We start from the raw sequence: 17831 nt of genomic DNA on the forward strand, positions 1-17831 counted from the left end.
CCCTCACATCCGGAACAAGCCGAAGCGCGTGTCGTCGATCGGCGCGTTCAGGGCGGCGGCCAGGCTCAGCGCCAGCACCTCGCGGGTCCGGCGCGGGTCGACGATGCCGTCGTCCCACAGCCGCGCCGAGGCGTAGAGGGGATGCGACTGCTCGCGGAAGCGGGCGATCGTGGGCTCCTTGAAGGCCTCTTCCTCTTCGGCGCTCCAGGTGCCGCCCTTGCGCTCGACCGCGTCCCGCTTGACCGTGGCGAGCACGTCGGCGGCCTGTTCTCCGCCCATCACCGAGATCCGGCTGTTGGGCCAGGTCCAAAGGAAGCGCGGCGAATAGGCCCGCCCGGCCATGCCGTAATTCCCCGCGCCGAAGGATCCGCCGACCAGCATCGTGATCTTCGGCACCTCGGTTGTCGCCACCGCCGTCACCAGCTTGGCCCCATCCTTGGCGATGCCCGCCGTCTCGTAGGCACGGCCGACCATGAAGCCGGTGATGTTCTGAAGAAAGACGAGCGGAATCTTCCGCTGGCTGCATAGCTCGACGAAATGGGCGCCTTTCAGCGCCGCCTCGGAAAACAGCACGCCGTTGTTCGCCACGATCCCGACGGGCATGCCCATCACATGCGCGAAGCCGCAGACGAGCGTGGGGCCGTAGCGCGCCTTGAACTCGTCGAAGCGCGAGCCGTCGACGACCCGCGCGATCACCTCGCGGATGTCGTAGGGCGTTCTCAGATCGGCCGGCACGACTCCGAGGATCTCGTCGGGATCGTAGGCCGGCGGTTCGGACGGCTGCCGGTCGAGCTGCGCGGGGGGCGTTCCGTTCAGATGCGCGAGGGCCTGCCGGGCCAGCGCCAGCGCGTGCGCGTCGTCCCGTGCAAGGTAATCCGCCACCCCGGACAGCCGGGTGTGCACGTCGCCACCGCCCAGGTCCTCGGCGCTGACGACCTCGCCCGTGGCGGCCTTGACCAGGGGCGGGCCGGCCAGGAAGATCGTGCCCTGCTCCTTCACGATGATGGTCACGTCCGACATCGCGGGCACGTAGGCGCCGCCCGCCGTGCACGAGCCCATGACGACGGCGATCTGCGGGATGCCCTTCGCGGACATCTGCGCCTGATTGTAGAATATGCGGCCGAAATGATCGCGGTCGGGAAAGACCTCGTCCTGGTTGGGCAGGTTCGCCCCGCCGGAATCCACGAGGTAAATGCAGGGCAGCCTGTTGGTCTCGGCGATCTCCTGGGCGCGGAGGTGCTTCTTGACCGTCATCGGGAAATAGGTCCCGCCCTTCACGGTCGCGTCGTTGCAGACGATCATCACCTCACGCCCCGAGACACGCCCGATCCCGGCGACGACGCCCGCGGCGGGGCTGGCCCCGTCGTACATCTCGTACGCAGCGAACATACCGACTTCGAGAAACGGCGAGCCGGGGTCGAGCAGCCGGGCCACGCGTTCCCGCGGGAGGATCTTGCCGCGCCCCTCGTGCCGCTCTCGCGCTGCCGGGCCGCCGCCGCCCACGGCGCGCTCGGCGGCCTCGCGTACGGGGGCCATCGCCTCAAGATGGGCGTCGCGGTTTGCGGTGAAACCTTCGGAACGGGTCGAGATCGTCGAGGACAGGACCGCCATCAGGACATCGCTCCGACCAGTTCGCGGCCGATCAGCATGCGCCGGATCTCCGACGTGCCGGCGCCGATCTCCATCAGCTTGGCATCGCGGAAGAGACGGCTGACAGTCGTTTCGTTCATGTAGCCCGCGCCGCCCATCGCCTGCACCGCCTGGTGGGCGACGGTCATCCCCTCTTCCGAGGCATAGAGCACGCAGGCCGCCGCGTCCTGGCGGGTGACCGTGCCGCGGTCGCAGGCGCGCGCCACCTCGTAGACATAGGCCCGCGCCGAGTTCAGCTTGGTGTACATGTCGGCGATCTTGCCCTGCATCAGCTGGAACGATCCAACCGGCTGCCCGAACTGCTTGCGTTCGGCCATGTAGGGCATGATCTCGTCCAGGCAGGCCGCCATGATGCCAAGCCCGATCCCCGACAGCACGACCCGCTCGTAGTCGAGCCCGGACATCAGCACCCGCGCGCCCTTGCCCTCGTCGCCCAGCACGTTCGCGGCGGGCACCTCGACATCCTCGAAGATCAGCTCGACCGTGTTCGAGCCGCGCATCCCGAGCTTGTCGAAATGCGGCGACTGGGAAAAGCCCGGCATCGACTTTTCGACCAGGAAGGCGGTGATGCCCTTGGCCCCCGCCGCCGGATCGGTCTTGGCATAGACCACGAGCGTCTGAGCCTCGCCCCCGTTCGTGATCCAGTACTTGTTGCCGTTCAGGACATAGGCGTCACCGCGGCGCTCGGCGCGTAGCGACATGCTCACGACATCCGACCCCGCGCCCGCCTCGGACATCGCCAGCGCGCCCACGGCCCGGCCCGAGATCAGGTCCGGCAGGTACCGCGCCTTCTGCTCTTCCGTCCCGTTGAGACTGATCTGGTTCACGCAAAGGTTGGAATGGGCCCCGTAGGACAGAGAGACGCTGGCCGAGGCCCGCGCGATCTCTTCCACCGCGACGACATGGGCGAGATACCCCATGCCTGCGCCGCCGTCCTCTTCGGGGACCGTGATACCCAGCAGGCCGAGCGCGCCCATCTCTTCCCACAGGTCCGCCGGAAAGTCGTTATCCAGGTCGATCCGGGCCGCGATCGGCGCGACCCGCTCCTGTGCCCAGCGGTGCACCATGTCGCGAAGCGCGTTGACGTCCTCGCCCAGGTCGAACGCCATGGATGCGTTGAACATGCTCTCCTCCCTATGCGCGGCGGGCGCTTTAGCATCGATTGCGGAGATCCACCCGCAGGACAATAGCCCGCGGTCACATCGACGCGCATCGACCGATCAGCAAACGGCGCACCGAGAGGGCACGAAACCACCCATCGCTACCGGCCCATGAGCGCGCGGACGATCAGCAGCACCACGATCGCACCCACCGCCGCGACGGCCATCAGCAGCAGCACACCACCCGCCGCAAGCACGCCGATACCCAGCGCGGCCAGCAGAAAGGGTGTCACCACGGCGGCAATCGCGCCGACGAGCATGTAGAGGCCCATGTTGCGCCCGGCGATCTTGCCCGCGATGTATCCCGCCGCAAGGCCGGTCACGACAAGCAGCACCAGCGCAACCGTACCGATCGCGTCCAGAAATCCTTCCATCCCTCTACCCTCATTCTTGCGGCCTCCGCTCCGGCCCGACGATATCCGGAACGGCGCGGCGGCCGACAGCTGACATGTTCCCCGAGCCTAGCGCGCCGGGCCGGCGGCGGCCATGCCGCTCTCCGCTCCGGACAACGCCCGAAAGTCACGTGAGTTCAGCGGTCTACGGCGCGGCCGCCGGACCCTACATCAGCAGCGCCTTGGCCGGCATCCAAAGGCCCATCAGGATCATCATCAGGTTCTCGGTCAGCGAGATGAACCCGAGCGGCACGTTGCTTCCGCCGCCGACGCAGGCGCATTTCAGTTCGCGCTTTTCGATGTAGACGGCCTTGAACACCGACACCGCGCCCACGAGCCCGATGAACAGCGCGATCGGAGACGAGATCCACACAAGGGCCCCGGAAATCATCAGCACCCCCGCCAGCGTTTCGCCGAACGGATAGACCTTGCCGTAGCGGACCCAGCGCTGCGCCAGCAGATCATAGTTCAGGAACATCGTCGAAAAGCTCTCGACGTCCTGCAGCTTCTGCAGGCCGAGCAGCGTCATCGAGATCGCGATGAACCATTCCACGGTTCGCAGGGTGAAAACGGTATCGAAGGCCGCCCAGCTGACGGCCAGCGCCATCAGGAACCCGACGGCGAAAATCGCGAGCACCGGCTGGTAGGTCGTCTCGTCGTCGCGCTTCACGGATTTGCCGAGATGGGCGCGAACCTCTTCGTATCCGCCGATCCGCTCGGCGCCGATCCAGACCTGCGGCGTCGTCTTGACCCCGTGCCGTTCCATGAAGGAGTCCTTGTCCTCCTTCGTCTCCAGCCAGTTGTCGTCGACCTGGTAGCCCTCGCGTTCGAGCAGCGCCCGCGTCTTGAGCCCGAACGGGCACAGATGGTCGGGCATCACCATCCGGTAGAGCGTGGCGGTGCGGTTGTCGGTATCGCGCGACATGAAAGACCTCCTCTCCGAGGCAAGTGATCCGCGTTCAACCATCCTCCAGCGCCGGAAGGTTCCGCGGAGTCGATTCATTTTCCGAGCCTAGGACTGTAGGTCGCCGGCACTGGTTCAGGCAGTTGCGTGCACGTTTTCAAAGAAGCCCCGATTTCGCGGACTGGCTTTGGCTTCACTACCCGGGTGGGGGTACGCGCATGGCCTTGGCATGCTGTTCGGCCCCGTCCTGAGGCTGATCGTGCCCGGTCCGGTCATCGCCGGTGGGATTCGGTGCGCCCGCCAGCGCGAGGGGCGGCGCCGCGCATTGCTAAGGGATCGGCGCGGACCGAACTCGACATGCGGCACGACGATGGCGGCGATGGGCGCACGTCGCGAAAGACGCTCCTGGAGGGCTGACCGTCGCACTGCACCACGTGCCGTCAGCCGCCTGTCCGGCCTGCGCCTCGCGTATGCGCACCGGCCAAGTCGACTTCATGTCGTCGAGGATCGCGCCGATCTCGTCATCGGTCAGGACATCCCCGAATCCCGGCATGTCGCTCTGGTTGCCATTGCCGACCACCGTCGCTTCCGCGTGCCGGACGCCGTCGCCGGTATGCATGGCGAGAGTGAGAGCCTCCCAGGAATGAAGCAAGACCGACCGTGCGCGCCACTGCGATCCTCACAACCCTGAATGCAAACAAGCGGCGTTCACGCGGCGACCGCGGAGAGAACTCCAGAGTCCGGCACGCAGGTTGGACACGCAAGAGGATCAGACCTTGACCGAGGCGAATAGAGAACGCCCCGTGACACTATCCGCCAGTCTCGGCCAATAGCGCGTCGAGGCGCTCCCGCGCCGCCCGGCTCTGGTCCAGCAGGTCGCGGTTTCGGGCAAGGACACCGGTCGGCGCGGTCTCGGTGCCTTCCGTCTCGGCTTGCGCGTTCGTTGCTTGAACCCTGTCACGGCGCGCCTCGAGTTCCGCTGTCAGGTCTCGCGCTTCCGGCATGTCCAGGCCGACGAGGTAGCTCTCGGCAATCTCGCCCTTTCCCTCGCGGAGCGCGACCTCGGCGAGGATCAGGCGTTCAGCCGGTGTCGGCACGACGACGCCGATGTCCAGCGCGCGCCGCGCCTGCCCGGGCAGGTCCAGTGATAGGAACCGGCGGGCAAGATCGCGCCGCGCCGTTCGCGGAAGGTCCGTATCCAGCAAGGGAAGGGACATCCGCAGGAACTCGGCGTCGTCGGTTTCTTCGAGCAGCGCCGTGAGGGCGTCGGTCTGCAATGCTTCGAGCGTTTCGGGCGCGAGCGCCTCCCCGTCTCCGAGTTGTTCGATCTTGTCGAGCGCGTCCTGGATGCGGCCGTCATGAATCAGCGCGCGCGCGCCCGCCGCCGTCAGTCGCGCGGCCTCCGGCGTTCCTGCCAGGTCGAAGGCCAGCGCCTCGGCGCTTTCGATCAGGTCAGGGCCGACCGTCTCGTCATCCGCCATGCGCAGGTCGATCAGCGTCAACAATGCCTCGGCCGCGCGGGACGATGTCCCCTCGGCAACCGGCGCGAGGTCTGTCTCGACACGCGAAGTCTCACCCGAATCGATGTCCAGCTTCGCCTGCATCATCGTCTGGTCCGGCGAGTCCTCGGGACCGCCACGCTGGACCGCGTCCCGTATCGCAAGCGCGGTGGACCGGTCACCGCGAGCCAGGAAAATCTCGCCCAGTCGCGGCCCGAGATGGCGCCGCTGGTGCAAAGGGAGATCCGAAAATGCGGCGACAACCGCTTTCGTCGACAACGGATCGACCTGGTCCGGCGCCGGCGCGGCCAGCAATGCCCAAAGCGCGACGGCCCCATCGCAGGCCCCCTGCCCACGTAGCACACGTGACCGGACAGGTTGCGCCTCGGTGACGTCAGCCAATGTCGCAAGCAGATCGAGCGACGGGGTCTCGGCCGGCGCGGCCGAGAGCAGCGCCCGTGCCTCGGCACCGAAGGTGAGATGAATGTAGCGGCGGGCGAGCGCGGCGTAGGCTTCGGGATCGGCATGGCCCGCCTCGTCGATCAGATCCGCGCGCAGGTCCGAGACGCCATCCCCCGCACCGTCTGCCGGCCCCCATGCCCCCACATCCACCGCCGAGTCGGACAGGCACCGAGACGGGGCGCCAATCGGTCTTTCGGCCATCGCTGCGCCGATGTCCCGGTCGATACTCGTCCGCAATCGCATGTTCTCGCGATCCCGCAGCTCTTGCGGCAGCGTGTCCTGGGGCGGACTTTCGGCCTCGGGTACGGGCTGTGGATCGGGCTCTCTCGGGACCAACGGGTCCCCGCGGACGGTCAGCAGGCCCTGGCCGGCGGCCCGGGCCACGCCCTCCGCGACGCGCTCTCGGGTTTCTTCGATGTGCCGGTCAACCAGGACGCCCGGTCCGTCACCCGCGATTCTCGGACCGATTCCACCGGGTAGAAGCCGTGGCGGGGCAGGCTTGAAGGCAAACGGAAGGCTCGCAGCATCGGGCGGCGTCACATTCCCGCGCTCAGGTTCGAGCGTTTCCTCGTATGGGTCATCCGGCCTCGGCGGCGTCTCGGTGACATCGATGACGAGGTGTTCGTTTGGCAGCTCATAGGTCCGCAGGCTGCAATCGCAGGCGACGTCGATGCCGAGACGACCTGCGCCGAGATCCCGCAGGTTCGCGATGCGCGAGCGGCCGATGCGCCGGAACGCCTGCGAGAGGTCGAACTCGGTCCCCTCGTCCGGAACTCGAAGTTCATGGCCCTGCTCCGACCGCCCGAGGCGCCACTCCGGCCGATCGGTAAAATCGACGACGATACGCGTGAATCGCTCATGGTCTCCGGTGCGGATTCGCACGGTCTCCGCCCGCAGGCCGGTAGCCGCGGCGAGCGCGACCGTCAGAATTATCGCCTGAATTCTCATGCCGCCTTCGCCTCGCGCAGCGCCTCTTCGAGTTCGGAGAAGCCCGGCCGCACGTGATGCGGCGTGTTCTGACGCCCGACCTCGATGCAGATATTGGCGGCGTGCTTGTGGAGGTTGGCGACGAGCACCTCGCGGATAAGGCCATAGAAATGCGCCTCTTCCTCGATCACGGTCTTCAGCCGGGCGGCAAACGGCCCCACCAACCCGTAAGCCAGGAACACGCCCAGGAACGTGCCCACCAGAGCGCCCCCGATCAGCTTGCCCAACACCTCGGGCGGCTGGTCGATCGACGCCATCGTCTTGATCACGCCGAGCACGGCGGCCACGATGCCGAGCGCGGGCAGACCGTCGGCCATGGTCTGCAGCGCGTGCGACGAATGCATCGCATGGTGCAGCGCCGCATCCATTCGCTTGTCGAGCACCTCTTCGACCTGGTGGGGATCATCGTAGTTCATCGACGCCGAGCGCAGCGTGTCGCAGATCAGGTCGACAGACTCATGGTCGGCCTGGATACGGGGGTAACGGGCGAAGATCGTCGAGGTATCGGGCGCCTCGATGTGCTCTTCCAGTTCGAGCGGCGCGGCATTGGAAAGCCGGATGAGTTCGAAGAGCAGACACAGGAGATCACGGTAGTCCTGCGGCTTCCATTTCGGGCCCTTGAAGACCTTTCCGACGTCCCTCAGCGTCTGCTTCATTGAGGCGGCATCGTTCGACAGCACGAACGCCCCCGCGGCGGCGCCGCCGATCATCATCATCTCGAACGGCAGGGACTTGAGGATGATGCCCATCTTGCCGCCGGCGGCAAGATAGCCGCCGAATACCATCACGAAGATGACCGCAATGCCGATAAGACCGATCATGGCAGCTTTCCCACGCCGTTGTTCCCTGCCAACCGTGTAGCCCGGCCATAGTTAAGACTATCTCTCCGCCGGCTCGTCTTTCGGCGCGTTCGCGTTGCGGCCGGCGAGAATGGCCGAGATCGAGTAGGCCGTCTGCGGTTCCAGATCGGCGAGAAGCGCGGCCGCCGATTCGGGACGCATTCGGCCGATGAACCCGGCCGCGAAACTCGGGCTCATTTCCTCGAATAGAACCGCCGCGTCCGCCGGCTTCATGTTCTCGTAGACCGCGACCAGACGGGTGATGTCGGCTTCTGCCGCAGTGTCCGCCTGGGCCAACGTCTCGGACAGTGCCTCTTCGGCGGCGACGAGCTGGTCGAGTTGCGCCCGGATCTCATCCTCCGCCTCGGCGAGCGCCGTTTCGCGCGCGTCCATTTCCGCCTCCCTTTCCTGCAGGCGGGAATCCCGTTCCTTGAGCGCGGAGAGCACGGCCGCGACATCCGGGGGCATTTCGCAGCCGGAGTCGTCTGTACCGGCAACTTCGGCCGCTGCGTAGGCGTAGCCCGCGCCGATCCAGCCCGTCACTCTTTCTCCGGTCTCTCCGCTCAACCGGAGCAGTCCGGAGGCCGCGAACAGCGTCGCGAGCAGCGGCAGCGCACGGGCGGGGCGGCGGTAGGTGCAGCGTTTTCCGGGGCTCATCCGCCCGCCTCCTGTTGCGGCCGTCTCTGCGTCGAGAAGATCGACCGAAGGACCTGACCAGGCGCGGCTCCGGCATCGTCGGTGCGGTCCAGATCGCCGACATCTTCTGAGGCCGCGAGAGGCATCGTGCTTTCGGTCTGCTCTGGCTCGGGGACAGGCTGCGCCGGGTCAGATTCTGACGTCGCCACTGCATCCGGATCGAGATCATGCAAGGCGGCGACCTGAAGCTCGAGCCGGCGCGCAAGGTCTTCGGCCCTCACCGTCAACTCCTTCAGCGACTCGCCCGAGCCCGACGCCGCAGCCTGCGCCGCCTCGAGGCTGCGGGTCAGGTTGTCGACCTGTGCCGAAAGGACCGCGATCGCGCCGCCCATTCCCTTTTCGAGGTTGGTGAACCGGCTCAGCCGGCGCGACAGGACGAAACAGTAGAAGCCGACGCCAAGCGCGCCCGCGATCATCAGAATGTCAGCGATCAGTGCCATCCGGTTCCCTCAGTTCAAGACGAACTCCATCACCAGCAGATCGCGCACCGCGTGAGACCCGGTGGCGATCCTGACGCGCCGCAGCATCTGCGCGCGCAGCTGCGCGAGGCTTGCCGGGTCCGCCAGAAGCTCGGGTTCGACCGCGCGCAGGAATGAATTCAGTACGTCGATCACCCGTGGCAGCATCGCGGCGACCTGCTCTTCCGCGCCGGCCTCGACCTCGAGCTGGGCCTGGAAGCGCAGGTGCTTGGCACCGGCCCCCGGTGCGAGCGAGATCGTCATGGGATCGAGCGGCACGAAGGCAACCGGCGGCGCGTCCGCCCCCGAATCGTCCGCCGGCGGCTCGTGCGCCGATTCCGCCGATCCGGACAGAATCATCCCCGAGTAGGCGGCATAGAATCCGCCCGCCCCCAGCAACACCGCGAGGACAAGGCCCACGAGGAGGCCCAACTTGGAGCGTTTGGGCGGCGTGGCGCCCTCTGTCTCATCACTTGCCATCGTGTCCCCTGAACTCGCGACAGGAACGGACTTACCGGTCCGGGACTAACCGGTTCTTAAGATCGCCGCCCGAAAGTCGCTGTCGGGGCCAGAAGGCCCGCGTCAGTCAGGAGGTCATCTTGCAGCAGCTGCGTTCGGTCTGGTCGGGACTGTCCCAGCAGAAGCGCATCGTCGCTCTCCTGGCGGCGGTCGCGATGTTCGCCGCCGTGCTCGGACTCGCGCGGCTGGCGTCGCAACCGGGGATGAGCCTGCTCTATGCGGGGCTGGAAGATGGCGCCGCAGGGGATGTCGTCGCCGCGCTGGAACAGCGTGGCGTCGCCTACGAAGTGCGCGGAAGCTCGATCTTCGTGGACAGTGTCGCGCGTGACGAACTCCGCCTGACGCTGGCCGCGGAGGGGCTGCCCGAAAACGGGACGGACGGCTACGAGCTGCTCGATACGCTCAGTGGCTTCGGCACGACCAGCCAGATGTTCGACGCCGCCTATTGGCGCGCGAAAGAAGGAGAACTGGCGCGCACCATCGTCAGCAGTCCGGCCATCCGAACGGCTCGTGTCCACATCGCCAATCCGGGCACGAAACCGTTCCAGCGCGACCTGACGCCAAGCGCCTCGGTGACGGTCGGCACCGCCTCGGGCGGGCTCTCGGCGGCCCAGGCGCGGGGCCTGCGGTTCCTCGTGGCGTCGGCGGTGTCGGGGCTCGACCCCGAGAACGTGTCGGTGATCGATTCGTCCGGTGGGATCATCCTCGCCTCGGATGCCGAAGCGGAAGCCGGCGCGCGGGCCGAGGACCGGGCCACCGAGCTTAAACGCAACGTCGAGCGGCTGCTCGAGGCCCGCGTCGGGTACGGCAATGCCGTGGTCGAGGTCAGCGTCGACACTGCGACCGAGACCGAGCAGATCACCGAACGGCGCTTCGACCCCGAAAGCAGGGTGCCGATCAGCCAAGAGACGACCGAATCGACCTCCACCTCGTCGGGCGAGGGCGGCGCGGGCGTCACGGTTGCCAGCAACCTGCCCAACGGCGACGCTGGCGCGGGCGCCGCCACCTCGACCAGTCAGAGCGCGGAAACGAGCGAACGGATAAACTACGAAGTCTCCGAAGTGAGTCGCGAGGTCCTGCGAACCCCCGGAGCGGTGCGCCGCCTGTCAGTCGCGGTCCTCGTCGACGGGATTCGCACGACCGGCCCGGATGGTGAGGCCGTCTGGCAGCCGCGCTCCGATGAAGAAATGCAGGCCTTGCGGGCGCTGGTCTCTTCGGCGGTCGGGCTCGATGAAGAGCGGGGGGACAGCCTGACCCTCCGCAGTCTCGAATTCGAGCCGCTGCCGACCGACGGGACCGAGCCCGGCGCGTTGGGACGCAGCCTCCCGATCGACGCAATGCGCCTTGCCCAGCTCGCCATCCTCGGGCTCGTGACGTTGCTGATCGGGCTGTTCGTCGTCCGGCCGATCCTGACGACCCGATCCGGTGCTGCGGCCTCACCGATGCCGATGGCGCTGCCGGATCCAGGTCCGCTGGATGGCGGGTTCGAGGCCGGTTTCCCGCAGATGGCCTTGCCGATGGCCAGCTTCGACCAGGCTCAGGCTTCGACGCCGGCATCCGATAGCGGCGATCCGGTGGAACGGCTGCGCGCCCTCATCGATGAACGGCAGGCCGAATCGCTCGAGATCCTCAAGAGCTGGATGGAAGAAGAGGAAAAGGCCTGATGTCACACCCTCTGCGTCTGGAAAACTTCGACGCCGCGGTACACGCCGAGCCGGACCCTACGCTCAGCCTCGAAGAGGCGGAACGGCAGCGGCTCGAGGCCTACGATTCCGGCTATGCCCTCGGATGGAAGGACGCCAGCGACGCGGCGGCACAGGAACAGGCGCGGCTGAGCTCGGAACTGGCCGAAGCGTTGCAGGCTCTCGACTTCACCTTTCACGAAGCGCGGGCCCACGTTCTGCTTGGGGTGGCGCCTTTTCTGAAACGTGTATGCGACACCCTTCTACCCGAGATCCTGAGGGAAACCCTTGGAGCCCGGATCCAGGAAGAACTCTCTCAGCTCGCCGCCGACGCTGCCGACGCGCCCGTCGAACTGCTGGTGCCGGACTCCGATCTGGAGGCGCTTCGGGAGGTCCTGCCCGAGTCTTCCGATCGGGCCATCCGTCTCGTCGCCGGCCCCGACCTTCCTCAGGGCACGCTCTACCTGCAGCTCGGCACGCAGGAACGCGAGATCGACCTCACCGGACTCACGACGCGTCTCGGTGACGCCCTGACCGCCCTTGAAACCGTCAGCTCGGAGGTGACTTCCCATGGATGACACAGACGCATGGCCAGAGGAGGCGGACGCCAAGACCGGGTCGGCCTTCGACAACGTCCAGATAGAGATCACGGTGGCGGTCGGCCGGACGCGCCCTGCGCTGCGAGACCTGCTCCGCATGGGTCAGGATGCCGTCCTCACGCTCGACCGCCGCGTCGATGATCCCGTCGAGCTCTTCGTCGGCGATCGTCTCGTCGCGCGGGGCGAGCTGCAGGAACTCGAGGGGGATCAAGCCGGTCAACTGGCAGTGCGGCTGACCGAAGTGGCGGACGTCACATCCGAGCTATGAGGCACGTCGTGCTCTTGGCGCTGGTGACGCTCCTCGCGATCTGGAGCGTGCCGGCGCTCGCGCAGGACATCACGATCTCGCTCGGTGACGACTCCTCTCTCGCGGCACGGTCGATCCAGCTCCTCGTGCTGATCACTTTGCTCAGCCTCGTCCCCGGACTGGCCGTAACGATCACGTGCTTTCCGTTCATCGTCACCGTACTGTCGATCCTGCGCCAGGGTCTCGGGCTTCAGCAGTCGCCACCGAACATGCTGATCGTGACGCTCGCACTGTTCCTGACGTACTTCGTGATGGATCCCGTCTTCTCCGAGGCGTGGGCGAACGGCATTGCGCCACTGTCTGATGGACGCCTCGAGATCGAACAGGCGCTTCCCCGGGTCCTTGCCCCATTCCGTGACTTCATGGCTGCCCGCATCGAGCCCGCGACGTTCGACGCCCTGGCCGCCGTTCGTCCGCAGGATCCGGGCAGCCTCGGGCCGGAGGCACCCCTCTCGGTCCTCGTTCCGTCCTTCCTGCTTTCCGAGATCGAGCGCGCCTTCCAGATCGGCTTCTTGATCTTCCTGCCGTTCCTCGTCATCGACCTCGTCGTCGCCGCCGTGCTGATGTCGATGGGGATGATGATGGTGCCGCCCGCCATCGTGTCGCTGCCATTCAAGCTCGCCTTCTTCGCCGTGGCCGACGGCTGGAGCCTGATATCCGGTGCCCTGGTGCGTAGCTATTTCTAGAGGGCGCTATCTCCCAGCGTCTTGAGCGGTGGCACGACCCACGCCGGCGTCCTGTCCGATCCAACTCACCAGGCTTCGGGCGAGTTGCCCGCAGTGCCCGGCCACGAAGCGATTGTGCTAGCGCACGATGAACTCCGCGTGGAGTGCCCCGGCCGCCTTGATGCTCTTGAGAATGTCGATCATGTCCCGCGGCGCGACGCCCAAGGCGTTGAGCCCGGCGATCACCTCGGACAGCGAAGTCCCGTCGGGAACTTCGGCCAGGCCGATTCCCTGTTCCTCGTCGATCCCCGCGCGGGTCCGCGGAACCACAACCGTCTCGCCATCGGCAAACGGATTGGGTTGCACCACCAGCGGCGCTTCCTCGATGCGCAGCGTCAGGTTACCCTGGCTGACCGCGACCCGGCTGATCCGAACGTCCTCACCCATGACGATCGTCCCGGACCGCTGGTCCACGACGACACGGGCCCGGCGCTGAGGCTCGACCGGGATATTCTCGATCCGGCCGATCGCGTGGGCGGGGGACCGCGCCCGCGTCGCCGCGATGTCGATCAAGACGGTCCCGGCGTCGAGCATCGTGGCCACGGGGCGACCGACACGCGTGTTGATCGCCGACTCGATACGCACCGCCGTGGTGAAGTCGGGACTGCGCAGCGCGAGACGGATCGACGAAAGGGACGAGAAATCGAAGTCGATCTCGCGCTCGACCCGCGCTCCGGCAGGAATCGACCCGGAGGTCGGCACGCCTTGTGTAACCTGCGCGCCCGCGCCCTCGGCCACGGCGCCGCCCGCGATGACGGTTCCCTGAGCGACCGCGTAGATCAGACCGTCCGCCGCGTTCAGCGGCGTCATGACGAGGGTTCCGCCGAGAAGGCTGCCTGCATCTCCAATCGCCGAGACAGTGACGTCGATCTGTGCACCGGCCCGTGCGAACGGCGGCAGTTCCGCCGTCACCAGAACGGCAGCCACGTTGCGAGGGCGGAACTGTTCGCCGGTAACATTGACCCCGAGCCGCTCGAGAATGTTCGACATGATCTCTTCGGTGAACGGCGCGTTCCGTATGCCGTCGCCGGTTCCATTCAGCCCGACGACCAGACCGTATCCCACGAGATCGTTTCCACGGACACCATCGAATTCAACGAGATCCTTGATTCGGACCGGACCGGCCCACGCCGGCGCGATAAACAGGATCAAACCCAGGATGGCGTACAGGTATCTCATCAAAGATACCGGGTCAGGCTGAGCCCTGAGAGCCGAGCCGTCACCGCGTAGAGCGTGTCGAGCTGCGTTTCCGCCTGTTTCAGACGGGACGCGGTTTCATACGGATCGAGGCCGACGAGATCGGCCCGCGAGATCTGCAGCGCGGCCACCTCGGTCGTGCGGCGAGCTTCGGCCTCGGTCACGCTTGCCTGTGCGGCGCCGAGGGTCGCCTGCAATTGCGTCAGGGAATCCCGTGCATTGAACAGATCGGCGCCCGCCTCACTCGCAAGGGCGGAGCGCGCCGAGGAATAGCCGTCGAGGACACCTTCCGCGACCAGGGCTGCCTTCGCCAGACCGGCCAACGTTTCGCGGATGGCGGGCTCTTGCGCGGTGACGCCGACCTGCGCCGCGCCGCCGCCCGGCAACGGGACGCGGCCCCTTGCTGCGGCCCCCTGATAGCCGGAGCTGTCGAAACCACCGCCGGGCGCAAACCATGCATCGACGGCCGCGGAGATGTCACCCGCCGTGGTCAGCCCGGTCACCGCGGTTTTCAATAGTGCGAGCATGTCCGAACCGGTCGCCACGGCGGCGCGGTCCGTCGCGGTGCCCGAGAAGACACTTCGGCCCGCGACCCGGGTATTCAATGCGTCTGAGATACGGAGAAAGCGATCCCGCGCCTCTTGGGTGACAAGGTCGACCTGGCGCGGGGTCCCTGAGGAGACGGCGGCGGCAAGGTCGGATGCGGCAGCGGCAGCTTCATCGGAGATCGTGCCGATGGCGGACTGGGTGACATCTGCCTGCAACGCGGCCTCGGACAGGGTCGTACGCTCGGCAGTCAGGCGTGCGAGGCTGCGATCAAGGGCCGACAGGGCGGTCGTATCGCCACCGATATGGCGGGCGGCATCCTGCGTGCGGCCCGTGGTCAGTTCGGTGGAGAGCCGCGACAGGTCGCTGCGCAGTCGGCTCGACTGGACCCGGCCCGCGAGGGATTGCGCAAGATCGCCGAAGGTCACGAGGCTCATGGTCAAATCTCCAGAAGGCGTTGGATCATTCCGTCGATGGTGCTGACGACGCGCGCATTGGCGGCATAGGCTTGCTCGATCAGGAGAAGCCGCTGCATCTCTTCGTCGCTATCTACCCCGAGCGCAGCCTCGCGGCCTGCGAGCGCCTCGGAGCGAATGGTCTGAAACGCCTCCGCATCTTCGGCCCCGACGTGGGCGGCCGCGGCACGCCCGGCAAGGGCATCGGTCAGGCTGCCGAACGTCATGTGCCCGATGCCAAGGTCCGGATGAGGCGCGGGACGGTTGCGTTCCAGGGCGTCGGCCATGGCTTGCAGTCCGGTCGCATCGCCGACCTCGCCCGGTGTTGGGGCACCGAGGCCGCTTCGCAGCCGCCAAAGGGCGCCGCCAGCATCGGGGTCGGCCGTGTCGGACACGGTAAGACGTCCGGCCAGACCGGGAGAGGGCGGGCCAGCCGGAAGCGCGCCGGCATCGGTGAAGAGGCCCGGACCCCCGGCCAATGTCGGGTCTGTGGCGGGATCTGCAAAGCGGGAGATCAGGTCGCCCGCGACGGCATCGAGGCGATCCTGCGCGGCGGGAAGGATTTCATCGCGTTGCGCGAAGAGGGCCGAGAGACGCCCCCCGTCTAGGCGGCCGCTCCCGGTGTTCACCGTCACCGGCAGGCCGTTGACCGTGATACCCGAGACTCCGCCATTCGCGAGGGTCTGGCCGGCGGTCACGGTCGGCGTCGGTGTGAAGTCGATCCTGGCCGGCGCACCGTCGAGAAGGATTTGACCCCCTGCCGTCATCAGCGCGACCGCACCGTTGTCGCGCGGCAGGACCCGCACCGGAACGATGGCCGCGATACGGTCGATTTCGGCCTGGCGCTGATCCAGCAGGGCGTTCGGGTCGCCCGCGGCACTGCGGATGCGTTGCAGGTTTCCGTTGATGTCCTGAATACGGCCGAGACCGGTTTCCAAGGCCGAGAGATCGGAGGCGATGGCCGCATCGGCACGCTGGCGAAGGGACTGGATACCGTCCGAAGCCGACCGAATCTCTGCGGCCAGCCCCTTGGCCGCGGACAGCACCGTGTCGAGCCGGGCCGTGCTGTCGGGCCGGCTCGCCGCCAGGGCGAGGCTGCTGTCGAGGGCGGATACGCGCGCGGGCAAGCCACTTTCCCCGTCCGGGCCTGCAAGCATCTGTTCGAGCCGCGCGGCGTAGGAGGCGTGCGTCGAGGTATCGGCCAGCGCGGCATCGGCGACCAACCGCTCGGCCGTGAGGGCGGGGTCGGTGCGCCGGGTGACGCCGAGAACCGTGACACCGCCACTGCCGAGACTGCGCGCGCCCAGCGCGATCTCGCGCGCCGCGAACCCGTCGGTCGTCACGTTGGCGACATTGTCGGACACGACCTGCGCGGAGCGCGCCGTGGCTGTCAGGCCCGAGAGCGCGTTTGACAGGGCGCCGGTAATGCTCATCTCAAGTCCCTCAGCGCTTCAGGTTCGTGGTTTCCTGCAGCATCTCGTCGACGGTCTGGATGATCTTGGCGTTCGACGAATAGGCGCGCTGCGTTTCGATCAGGTTCGTGAGTTCGCGGGCCACGTCGGTGGTCGACGCTTCGCGGGTATAGCCCATCGTTTCGCCGGTCGGGCCGTTGCCGGCGTTCCAGAGATACATCGGACCGCTTTCGTTCGTGACGCGGTAAGTCTGGTTATCCTCGCTGGCGAGCCCGTTGACGTTGGGCACGTCTGCCACCGGGACCTGATAGATCGGGCGGCTGAAGCCGGTGTCGTAGATCGCGTTGACGATGCCGTCGGGATCGATTTCGACGCCGGTGAGGATCCCGACCGCCGAGCCGTTCGATTCGAGGGCCGTCGGCGCAAAGGTCGAGGCGAGTTGCGTCAGGCCCTCGAGGTCGCCGGGCCGGCCTATGGACATTTCGATATCGCCGGTCGCCGTGGTGATCACGACGGTTCCCGTGGCCGGATCGTAGGGGGCACCCAGATTGTCCACGACGGTGTCGAGCGTGCCGCCCTGCGCCGCGGCCGTGTCGAAGTTGAGCGTATAGTCGGCGATGACGGTCCCGCCCTGGGCGGAATCGGCGATTGTCATGCGCCAGGAGTTCGACGCGCCGGCACCCGGAACGTTCGGCGTAAAGACGACCTGAAGCGCCTGGGAGCCGCCGATCGTGTCGAAGTATTCGACCGACACTTCCAGCGGATCGCCCGAGGCGCCGGCCCGCGTTTCGCCAGCGGGAAGGTTGAGGCCGAGCGTCACCTCGGTCGTCGGATTGCCGGCGTACTGGTTCCGCGTGACGTCGACAGGCTGCAGCCCCGCAGCCGAATCGCGCGGCTGCTGCGGGATCGTTCCGTCCGGGTCGGCCGGCCAGCCCATCAGGACCATGCCGCTGTCGGTGATTAGCAGCCCTTCGGCATTGGGGCGGAACGACCCCGTCGTCATCAGGGACAGCGGCAGGGTTCCGGGCTGATCCAGGGCCGCGCGGCTGGTCACGGGCAGCATCCCGCGGCCACCGACAGCGATGTCGGTGGCGTTGCTGCTGGACTGGAGCTGACCCTGCTCGTCGATCAGGCGCAGGGTCGAGGTGCGCACGCCACCCGCGATATGACGCGAGGAATCCTGCTGGCCGACCACGACGGAATGAAAGTCGGTGACGCTTCGCCGGTAGCCGAAGGTCGACGAGTTGGCGATGTTGTCCGAGATGCTGGACAGGCGCGTCGCGTTGGCGTTGAGACCCGAGACGCCGGCGCTGAGCGACGAGGAAATGGTCATGGTGTGTCT

17 protein-coding genes are annotated in these 17831 nt (G+C 67.1%); 4 read left to right on the forward strand and 13 right to left on the reverse strand.

Annotated elements, in window-relative coordinates; all coding sequences use genetic code 11:
* Positions 1-3 precede the first annotated feature (3 nt).
* From BMZ25_RS10005 to BMZ25_RS10050, 9 genes are all read right to left on the reverse strand, one after another.
* Positions 4-1611 carry a carboxyl transferase domain-containing protein gene (locus tag BMZ25_RS10005; RefSeq protein WP_092693045.1) on the reverse strand — a complete coding sequence of 536 codons (1608 nt, stop codon included), beginning with the start codon at positions 1609-1611 and terminating at the stop codon, positions 4-6.
* Positions 1611-2774 carry an acyl-CoA dehydrogenase family protein gene (locus BMZ25_RS10010; RefSeq protein WP_092693050.1) on the reverse strand — a complete coding sequence of 388 codons (1164 nt, stop codon included), beginning with the start codon at positions 2772-2774 and terminating at the stop codon, positions 1611-1613. Before BMZ25_RS10010 ends, BMZ25_RS10005 begins: the two co-directional genes overlap by 1 nt.
* A 137-nt stretch (positions 2775-2911) precedes the next feature.
* Positions 2912-3184: a GlsB/YeaQ/YmgE family stress response membrane protein gene (locus tag BMZ25_RS10015; RefSeq protein WP_092693053.1), complete on the reverse strand. Its 273-nt coding sequence runs from the start codon at positions 3182-3184 to the stop codon at positions 2912-2914.
* Between the two features lie 184 nt (positions 3185-3368).
* Positions 3369-4127 (reverse strand): MauE/DoxX family redox-associated membrane protein, encoded by a 759-nt coding sequence (locus BMZ25_RS10020; RefSeq protein WP_092693056.1) that lies wholly within the window; start codon positions 4125-4127, stop codon positions 3369-3371.
* A 788-nt stretch (positions 4128-4915) separates the two neighbouring features.
* Positions 4916-7015, reverse strand: coding sequence for a hypothetical protein (locus BMZ25_RS10030; protein WP_092693059.1), 2100 nt, complete (start codon positions 7013-7015; stop codon positions 4916-4918).
* On the reverse strand, positions 7012-7875 hold the full coding sequence (gene motA, locus BMZ25_RS10035) for a flagellar motor stator protein MotA (RefSeq protein WP_092693064.1): 864 nt from the start codon (positions 7873-7875) through the stop codon (positions 7012-7014). Before motA ends, BMZ25_RS10030 begins: the two co-directional genes overlap by 4 nt.
* A gap of 57 nt (positions 7876-7932) precedes the next feature.
* The gene (locus tag BMZ25_RS10040; RefSeq protein ID WP_092693067.1) at positions 7933-8550 is read right to left on the reverse strand and encodes a MotE family protein; all 618 of its coding nucleotides are present in this window, start codon (positions 8548-8550) and stop codon (positions 7933-7935) included.
* Complete coding sequence (locus BMZ25_RS21355; RefSeq protein ID WP_328586849.1) at positions 8547-9029, reverse strand: hypothetical protein; 483 nt, start codon at positions 9027-9029, stop codon at positions 8547-8549. The genes BMZ25_RS10040 and BMZ25_RS21355 overlap by 4 nt, the downstream gene beginning before the upstream one ends.
* A 9-nt stretch (positions 9030-9038) precedes the next feature.
* Positions 9039-9527, reverse strand: a complete 489-nt coding sequence (locus BMZ25_RS10050; RefSeq protein ID WP_092693070.1) for a flagellar basal body-associated FliL family protein — start codon at positions 9525-9527, stop codon at positions 9039-9041.
* 119 nt (positions 9528-9646) lie between these two features.
* On the opposite strand from BMZ25_RS10050, the gene fliF reads away from it, so the two are divergent.
* From fliF to fliP, 4 genes are read left to right on the forward strand one after another with little or no spacing between them, the layout of a single operon-like run.
* On the forward strand, positions 9647-11230 hold the full coding sequence (gene fliF / locus BMZ25_RS10055) for a flagellar basal-body MS-ring/collar protein FliF (protein WP_092693074.1): 1584 nt from the start codon (positions 9647-9649) through the stop codon (positions 11228-11230).
* Positions 11230-11826 (forward strand): FliH/SctL family protein, encoded by a 597-nt coding sequence (locus tag BMZ25_RS10060; RefSeq protein WP_092693077.1) that lies wholly within the window; start codon positions 11230-11232, stop codon positions 11824-11826. Before fliF ends, BMZ25_RS10060 begins: the two co-directional genes overlap by 1 nt.
* A complete protein-coding gene (locus BMZ25_RS10065) occupies positions 11819-12115 on the forward strand; it encodes a FliM/FliN family flagellar motor switch protein (RefSeq protein WP_092693079.1) in 297 nt (98 codons plus the stop codon). The genes BMZ25_RS10060 and BMZ25_RS10065 overlap by 8 nt, the downstream gene beginning before the upstream one ends.
* The gene (fliP, locus tag BMZ25_RS10070) at positions 12112-12840 is read left to right on the forward strand and encodes a flagellar type III secretion system pore protein FliP (protein ID WP_092693082.1); all 729 of its coding nucleotides are present in this window, start codon (positions 12112-12114) and stop codon (positions 12838-12840) included. The genes BMZ25_RS10065 and fliP overlap by 4 nt, the downstream gene beginning before the upstream one ends.
* 117 nt (positions 12841-12957) lie before the next feature.
* Here fliP and BMZ25_RS10075 read toward each other — a convergent pair whose 3' ends face one another.
* From BMZ25_RS10075 to BMZ25_RS10090, 4 genes are read right to left on the reverse strand one after another with little or no spacing between them, the layout of a single operon-like run.
* Complete coding sequence (locus BMZ25_RS10075; RefSeq protein ID WP_177190439.1) at positions 12958-14058, reverse strand: flagellar basal body P-ring protein FlgI; 1101 nt, start codon at positions 14056-14058, stop codon at positions 12958-12960.
* Positions 14058-15059 carry a flagellin gene (locus BMZ25_RS10080; protein WP_092693086.1) on the reverse strand — a complete coding sequence of 334 codons (1002 nt, stop codon included), beginning with the start codon at positions 15057-15059 and terminating at the stop codon, positions 14058-14060. Before BMZ25_RS10080 ends, BMZ25_RS10075 begins: the two co-directional genes overlap by 1 nt.
* Before the next feature lie 2 nt (positions 15060-15061).
* Positions 15062-16510 (reverse strand): flagellar hook-associated protein FlgK, encoded by a 1449-nt coding sequence (gene flgK, locus BMZ25_RS10085; protein WP_092693087.1) that lies wholly within the window; start codon positions 16508-16510, stop codon positions 15062-15064.
* A 10-nt stretch (positions 16511-16520) separates the two neighbouring features.
* Complete coding sequence (locus BMZ25_RS10090; RefSeq protein ID WP_092693089.1) at positions 16521-17822, reverse strand: flagellar hook protein FlgE; 1302 nt, start codon at positions 17820-17822, stop codon at positions 16521-16523.
* Positions 17823-17831: the final 9 nt, after the last annotated feature.

Origin of the sequence: Tranquillimonas rosea (genome assembly GCF_900111315.1) — a bacterium.
Taxonomy (GTDB): Bacteria; Pseudomonadota; Alphaproteobacteria; order Rhodobacterales; family Rhodobacteraceae; genus Tranquillimonas; species Tranquillimonas rosea.